This is a genomic window from Parafrankia sp. FMc2 (assembly GCF_041008525.1).
Lineage (GTDB): Bacteria > Actinomycetota > Actinomycetes > Frankiales > Frankiaceae > Parafrankia.
Genome location: NZ_JBFLUG010000235.1, coordinates 1 through 6768, shown reverse-complemented (window position 1 = coordinate 6768; position 6768 = coordinate 1). Strand labels below are relative to the sequence as shown.

Genomic DNA, 6768 nt, shown 5'->3' with positions numbered 1-6768 from the left:
CACCAGCAACGCCGCGCCCGCTACACCGCCTCCCGTTCCACCCGCCCCCAGTGGCTACCCACGGTTACCGCCCGTCCGAAGGTCGCGTAATCGGACCAACACAGATTCCGGTCAACTGCGAAGAGCCCGTTTTCCGCGGTGTTCGCAACTGCCGCGGGTGGGGGCGATGCCTGTGCGGACACGGCCCCGCCCGCCATCGGCAACCCGGCAGCAAGGAGGCCGACCACTGCTGTACACATGAGTTTTCGGCGGGTGCGAACCCAGCGTGCCACGACCGACTCCTTTGCTGACCGGCAGACAAACCGGCGGCGAGGTTGACAGTGATCAGCAGGTATTCCGGCCATCATGGCATCACGAGGTCAAAAGCGTCCCGAATTCGCCGACCGTTAATGTGTACTCGCTGGTCAGAGCATCACCGCGGGGCGGGAAACAACCACCGAGATCCGCTGCGGCCACCCGCGTGAGCTTTCTCGTCCCGACCCGTGCCGCAGGCAGGAGAGAGATGCGGCCGCACCGCGGGGCCGGTCGGGCAGACTGGCCACCATGTCCGTCTCGTGGTCCTCCGCGCGCACGCACGTGCCGCACGCGCCGCCCGGCCCGTCGCCCGACTGGTCCGAGCGCCGCGCGGACGCCCGCCGCAACCACGAACAGATCATCGCCGCGGCGATCGAGGTCTTCTCCGAGAAGGGCCTGGCTGCCACGGTTCCCGAGGTGGCAGCCCGGGCGGGGGTCGGCAAGGCCACCGTCTACCGCAGCTACCCGACCAAGGACGCCCTGGTCGAGGCCGTCGCCGAACACCAGCTCAGCTGGGTCGACGCTCGTCTCATGACCGCCGCCGAGCACGCCGATCCGGTCGCCGGGCTGCACGGCTTCATCCGGGACGTCTTCGCGTTGCTGGCCGGCAACCAGCTCCTGCTGGCGCAGGTACTCCCCCAGCAGGACAGGCCCATGGTCAGGGCGCGGACCCTCCAGCTGCTGGCGGGCATCGTCGACGCGGCCCGCGACCAGGGTGCACTGCGCCCCGACGTCACCGCGATGGACGTCCGCGTTCTGATCGGCGGCTGTTCTCGGGTGCTGTCGGAACTCGGGATCCGCGACCCCGAACAGTGGCGCCGCTACGCCGACATGGTGATGGCGGCGCTGCGCCCCTGACTCATGGCAGCCAGGCCGGCGCTCTGCGCACCCGCGGGGCATTGTTCGCCGGATGGCTGCCCGCCGGCCGCCGAACCGTCGTCCGGGATGCGCCGCCGGCTACCTAGGATCCGTCCGTCCGATCGCGACACACCGCGCGATCAGCGCGATCAGCGCGATCAGCGCGATCAGCGCGATCAGCGCGATCAGCGCGATCAGCGCGATCAGCGCGAGAACGCGTCGGCACCGGAGCTCGTGGGGGGTTCTATGGGGACGTCACGTAGGCAGCTGCTGACCGCCACCGGCCTCGGCCTGCTGGGCGCGGGTCTCGCGCCCGGCCTCGGCGAGGCGGCGTGGGCCGGTGGGACCGGTGGCCCCGGTTCCGGCGCGGGGACGGGCGCGGACGGCTTCGGTGCGCTGCGGCCGGCGGGGCCCGAGCTGGCGCTGCCGCCCGGCTTCAGCTACCGGTCGTTCGGCGCGGCCGGCAGCCGGATGTCGGACGGGCTCGCCACCCCCATCGCGCACGACGGGCAGGCGCTGTTCCCCGCCGGGCGCGACCTGGTGCGGATTCTGCGCAACCACGAGATCGAGACGGGCATGCCCGGTGCCGCCCGGCGCAGCATCGGGAGCAGAGCGGCCTACGACCGGGCCGCTCCCGCCGGGGTCACCTCGTCGCGCTACGACCTGGCGGCCGGCCGACTACGCGAGAGCTTCCTCGTCCTCAACGGCACCCTGGCGAACTGCAACGGCTCGCCGACTCCGTGGGGAAGCTGGCTCAGCTGCGAGGAGACCGTCGACGGCCGGGACGCCGGCTACGAGAAGCCGCACGGCTACGTCTTCGAGGTGCCGGCGAACGCCCGCGGGCCGGTCGAGCCCGTCCCGCTGCGTGCGATGGGGCGGTTCGAGCACGAGTGCGCGCCCGTCGACCCGGCGACGGGGATCGTCTACCTGACCGAGGACAACGGCGACCCGGGTGACGGCCTCTACCGCTTCCTGCCGCACCGCCCCGGCAGGCTCGCGGCCGGCGGCCGGCTGCAGATGCTCGCCGTGCGCGGTGAGCCGGACTACGACACCGTCACCGGGCAGCGGGTCGGTCAGAAGCTGCCCACCAGCTGGGTCGACATCGCCCACCCGGATCCGTCCGACGCCGAGTCGTTCCCCGGCTCCGTCTACAGCCAGGGCCGGGCACGCGGCGGTGCCCGCTTCTCCGGCCTCGAGGGTGCCGAGTGGGAGGAAGGGGCACTCACCTTCGTCGCGTCGGAGGCGGGCGATGCCGAGAACGGCCAGGTGTGGCGCTACCGGCCGACCGGGCGAGACACCGGCGTCCTCGCCCTGCTCTACGAGTCGCCGGGCGCCGCGGTGCTCAACCAGCCGGACGGGGTCACCGTCGGCCCGCACGGCGGCGTCCTGCTCGCCGAGGACGGCGACGGCGAGGACGAGAACGGCGGCGACAACTACCTGCGGCTGCTGACCGCCTCCGGCCGGATTGTGGACGTCGCGAAGGTGATCGCCCCGCTGGACCTGCACTACTGGGAGGCCGAGGACTTCCCGGAGCCCGGCGCGATCGGCGCCAGCGAGCTCGCCGGCCCGCGGTTCACCGCCGACGGCCGCCACCTCGTCGTCAACCTCCAGTACCCGGGCCGCACGTTCGTCATCACCGGCCCGTGGGGCCGGCTCGTCTGACCGGTACAGGCGACCGCGCCAATGCCCCTGTGACAATTCCGATTTCGTAGTCCTGCCGTTACGGTGCCCATGCTGGTGGCGTGACCGTGCCCGCCGTCATCCCCGTCAGCCTGCTCGCCGCCTTCCTGATCGCCGCGTCCGCCGCCCTGCAGCAACGCGCGGCCGGACGGACCAGCTTCGCGACCCGCGTTGACCACGCGCGCGCGGTACCGGGCCCCCGGCTGCTGGCTGAGCTCGCCCGGGAGCCGGTGTGGGTGCTGGGGTGGGTGGCGAACCTCGGCGGGTTCTGCGTGCAGGCCGCCGCGCTGCATCTGGGGTCGGTGGCCGAGGTCCAGCCGCTGATGGTCTGTCAGCTGCTGTTCGCGCTCCCGCTGGGTCTGGTGGGCACCGGCCGGCGCATGTCGGCCGGTGCCTGGTGGGGGGCGGCCGGCGTCTGTGCGGGGCTGGCCGCCCTGCTGTCCGCACGCGGGAGACTGCCGGCGGCGACGGGCATGGACGAGCCGCGGCTGGTCGCCTCGATCGTGGCGGTGGCGGCCGTGGCCGGGGTGCTGACCACGCTTTCGCGCGACCGCTCGCCCGCGGCCCGGGCCGCGCTGTTCGGCCTTGCGGCCGGCCTGTTCTGCGCCCTCAGCGCGGTCCTGATGAAGGAGGCGACGGAGCAGCTCCTCACCGAGGGGCTGCTCGGCGCCATGTCGCACTGGGAAGGCTATGCCGTCGCCGCGGCGGCGACGTGCAGTCTGCTGCTCGGGCAGGCCGCCTATGCGTGCGGCCCACTGGCACCTGCGGTCACCGCGATGAACATCACCAACCCGGTGGTCTCCTACGTGCTGGCGGTGCTGCTGTACGGGGTGCCGGCACCCGGCACCGCCGGCCAGCTGCTCGGCGTCACGTTCGGCGCGGCCCTGATCACGGCGGGGGTGGTGCTGCTCGCCCGTGCCCCCGCGCTCCCCCGGCCGACCGGCCAGCTGCCCTGACACCGGCGGCGGGACCGGCAGCGGGACCGGACCCGAAGCGGTCAGGGTCAGTGGCGGCCGAGTTCAGTGGCGGCCGGGGTTGCCGAACAGACCGCCGAAGCCGCCCGCGCCGCCGCCCCCGAACCCACCGCCGCCAGGCCCGCCATGACCGCCGCCGTGCCCGCCGAGCTGGTTGCCCGCGAAGCCGCCCTGACCGAGGCCGAACTGGCCGGCGAGGCCGGAACCGGCCAGCGCGTCGTAGGGCGGCAGCAGTTCGCACGGCTGCACGATCACGAAACCCTCGCCGCTGAACTGCAGCTGCCAGCTCTCGCCGGTGTTCCCCCGTGGCTTCCAGGCCGCGCTGGAGGTGACCGCGGCCTGCATGGAGACCTGAAGGCTGGAGGACCAGCCGACGACCGCGTCGGCGTCCGCGAAGTAGTAGTTCTGGGTGGTCACCCGCATCACCAGCGGAGCGCCGGTGGTGCACACGACGACCTGGCCGTTCCCGCGCAGCTCGACCTGGTAGCCACCGACGCCGGCGATCCCGACCTGGCTGTCGACCCGGACGAGATCCCAGTTCAGCCCGGCGTCGAAGGCGAGGACGTTCTTGCCGTCGACGGTCAGGCCGTCGCCGGCCAGGTCGAGAATGTGGATGTCCTGCGCCTGGTTGGCGAGGTAGACCGCTCCGGAACCGGCGACCTTCATCAGGTTCAGGCCCTCGCCGCCGCTGAAGAAACTGCGGAACCGCGAGCCCCAGCCCTCCCACTGGGCGTCGAAGGTCGCCGCGCCCTGGTAGGCGACCATGGCCCCGCGGCGCGCGTAGAACTTGTTCATCCCCTGCGCGCCGAGGGTCGCCTTGAGCATCTTGCCGTTCTGCAGGGTGAACCGCTCGTTGCTGGTGACCTCGGGGTTGTCGAGCAGGCTGCTCCGCAGCCCCCCGCCCGGGCCGCCCGGTCCTCCCGGACCCGGGGGCATTCCCGGACCGCCAGGCATTCCGGGCCCACCAGGCATCCCAGGTCCCCCGGGGTAGCCCTGGCCGCCAGGCGGGCCGCCCGGATAGCCGGCACCGCCGGGGTTGCCGCCGTACATCCCGCCGTGCGTCATGATCCGATCCTCTCACCCTCGCCGGCAGTCATCCGCGCACCGAGAACGACGGGCGCTCGTCCTCGCTCGGCTGTACCACGACGAAACCCTGGCCGGAGAAGCCGAGCTGGAACGCCTCGCCCGAGCCGCGGCCGATCAGCCCGCCCAGGCGGGCGGTGCGGCGCGGCTCCACCCGCAGGCCGTCGGTGTAGGCGACGAGCGCGTCGGTGTCGACGAAGGTCGCGGCCTCCCGGGTGTCGAGCATGATCGGGTTGCCCTTGGCGGTGAGTGCGACCCAGCCGTGCCCGCGGACGACGACGTTGAACATCCCCATCCCGGAGAGCATGTTGACGCCCTTGACCCGTTCGATGCCCCACTGCAGGCTCGCGTCGAAGGCCAGGACGTTCTTGCCGTTGATCGAGAGGCCTTCGCCGGCGAGCTGCGCGACGATGACCTCCTTGCCGTAGTCGGCAAGGTAGAGCAGGCCCTGCCCGGTGGCCGTCATGAGCGGGACGCCTTCGCCGGTCGCCCAGGACGACGCGATCCGGCCGAGCTGCGGCGGCTGCGGGTTGAAGTCGATGAGCCCCTCGTAGGCGATCATCGAGCCGACCCGGGCGAAGAGGTCCTGGCCGGGCTGCATGACGACCTTGGCGATCTTGGATCCGTGCCTGCTCATCCGATCCATGATCGGCGTGGGACCGTAGTGGTCCATCAGGCTGCCGTGCACGACCTGCTCCCCTCTCGCCCGGTGCCGCGCTCTACCCCGGGTGCCCCGGGTGCCCTGAGACGCCGCGCGCCCCGCCAACCGCCGGGGCGGGACACGTCAGACCTCATAGGGCTGCACCACGACGAAATGACCGGCGAATCCCATGAACTGGAGCGCGAACGACTCACCGCTCGCCCCCGCATAGATCTGGCGCGAGACCCGGACCTGCGTGGAAACGCTCACCCGCATACCGGACGTCCACGCCACCAGCGCGTTCATGTCCGCGAACGTCGGCCCGGCGACGTTGAGCGTCATCGGTGTCCCCTTGGTCATCACCACCACCGACCCGGGCCCGGACACCTCGAAGTGGAAGAAACCCCCGCCGGGGATTCCGGGGCTTTCGATCCGGCGCACCTCGGAGCGCACGGTGGCGTCCATCGCGAGCAGGTTCTTCGCGTTGATGCACAGCGACTTGTCGCCAAGATCGACGATGTGCAGATCGGACGCGTCCCGGGCGAGGAAGACCTCCCCGTTGCCCTTGCAGGTCATGAGTTTCAGACCCTGGCCGGTGAGCTTCTCCTCGATGAGGCCGCGGATGCCGCCGCTCTTGTAGTCGAAGTCCACATTGCCCTGGTAGGCGACCATCGACCCGCGCAGCGCAAGCGCCTCCGCCCCGAGGGTGACCTTCACCAGCTTGCTGTTCTGCTGGGTCCAACGGCCGGCCGTCGCCACCTCACGGTACGGGTTGAGGCTGTTCATCGCACCCGGCTGGATCGGCTGGGCCTGCGAGGGGAGAACCTGGGTCGGGAGCATCTGCGTCGGCCCACCGAAGCCCGCCGGCGGGTGCTGCTGCCCGCCCGGCCCGGCCCCGAAGCCGCCAGGCGGGGGCCCTCCGGGGCCCCCGGGGCCCCCGGGACCTCCGGGACCGCCCTGACCGCCGAAACCTCCTGGCGCAGGCGGAGCCGGCGGGGCCTGGGGGTAGCCGACGGGCCCACCGGCCTGCCCGTACGCCGGCTGCGGCTGGCCGTATCCGGGCTGTGGCTGGCCGTAGGCCGGTTGCGGCTGCCCGTAGGCCGGTTGCGGCTGCCCGTGGCCGGGTCCCTGCGCCGGCGGCGGGGGCGGCGGTGCGGGCGGTGCCGGCGGCGGGTTGAACGCCGGTGCGGGAGCGGGCGGGAACTGCTGGGTGGGTGCGGCCGGAGCACCGAACGTCGG

General features: G+C 72.4%; 6 protein-coding genes. 3 read left to right on the top strand and 3 right to left on the bottom strand.

The window, feature by feature from the left end:
• Window positions 1-543: 543 nt before the first annotated feature.
• The 3 genes from AB1460_RS34930 (at window position 544) to AB1460_RS34920 (ending at window position 3788) form a co-directional block, all read left to right on the top strand.
• The gene (locus AB1460_RS34930) at window positions 544-1152 is read left to right on the top strand and encodes a TetR/AcrR family transcriptional regulator (RefSeq protein WP_368966647.1); all 609 of its coding nucleotides are present in this window, start codon (window positions 544-546) and stop codon (window positions 1150-1152) included.
• A gap of 246 nt (window positions 1153-1398) precedes the next feature.
• A complete protein-coding gene (locus tag AB1460_RS34925) occupies window positions 1399-2814 on the top strand; it encodes an alkaline phosphatase PhoX (RefSeq protein WP_368966645.1) in 1416 nt (471 codons plus the stop codon).
• A gap of 80 nt (window positions 2815-2894) precedes the next feature.
• Window positions 2895-3788, top strand: coding sequence for a DMT family transporter (locus AB1460_RS34920; RefSeq protein WP_420497448.1), 894 nt, complete (start codon window positions 2895-2897; stop codon window positions 3786-3788).
• 63 nt (window positions 3789-3851) lie between these two features.
• Here AB1460_RS34920 and AB1460_RS34915 read toward each other — a convergent pair whose 3' ends face one another.
• From AB1460_RS34915 to AB1460_RS34905, 3 genes are all read right to left on the bottom strand, one after another.
• Window positions 3852-4871, bottom strand: a complete 1020-nt coding sequence (locus AB1460_RS34915) for an AIM24 family protein (RefSeq protein WP_368966644.1) — start codon at window positions 4869-4871, stop codon at window positions 3852-3854.
• Between the two features lie 28 nt (window positions 4872-4899).
• Complete coding sequence (locus tag AB1460_RS34910; RefSeq protein WP_018638083.1) at window positions 4900-5577, bottom strand: AIM24 family protein; 678 nt, start codon at window positions 5575-5577, stop codon at window positions 4900-4902.
• A gap of 96 nt (window positions 5578-5673) precedes the next feature.
• Window positions 5674-6768: AIM24 family protein (locus AB1460_RS34905; protein WP_368966643.1), on the bottom strand; the 1095-nt coding region annotated here is incomplete at its 5' end.

Bases quoted from the DNA above. Each gene is read 5' to 3' on its own strand.
- AB1460_RS34930 (WP_368966647.1), top strand. From the start codon at position 544: ATGTCCGTCTCGTGGTCCTCCGCGCGCACGCACGTGCCGCACGCGCCG.
- AB1460_RS34925 (WP_368966645.1), top strand. From the start codon at position 1,399: ATGGGGACGTCACGTAGGCAGCTGCTGACCGCCACCGGCCTCGGCCTG.
- AB1460_RS34915 (WP_368966644.1), bottom strand. From the start codon at position 4,871: ATGACGCACGGCGGGATGTACGGCGGCAACCCCGGCGGTGCCGGCTAT.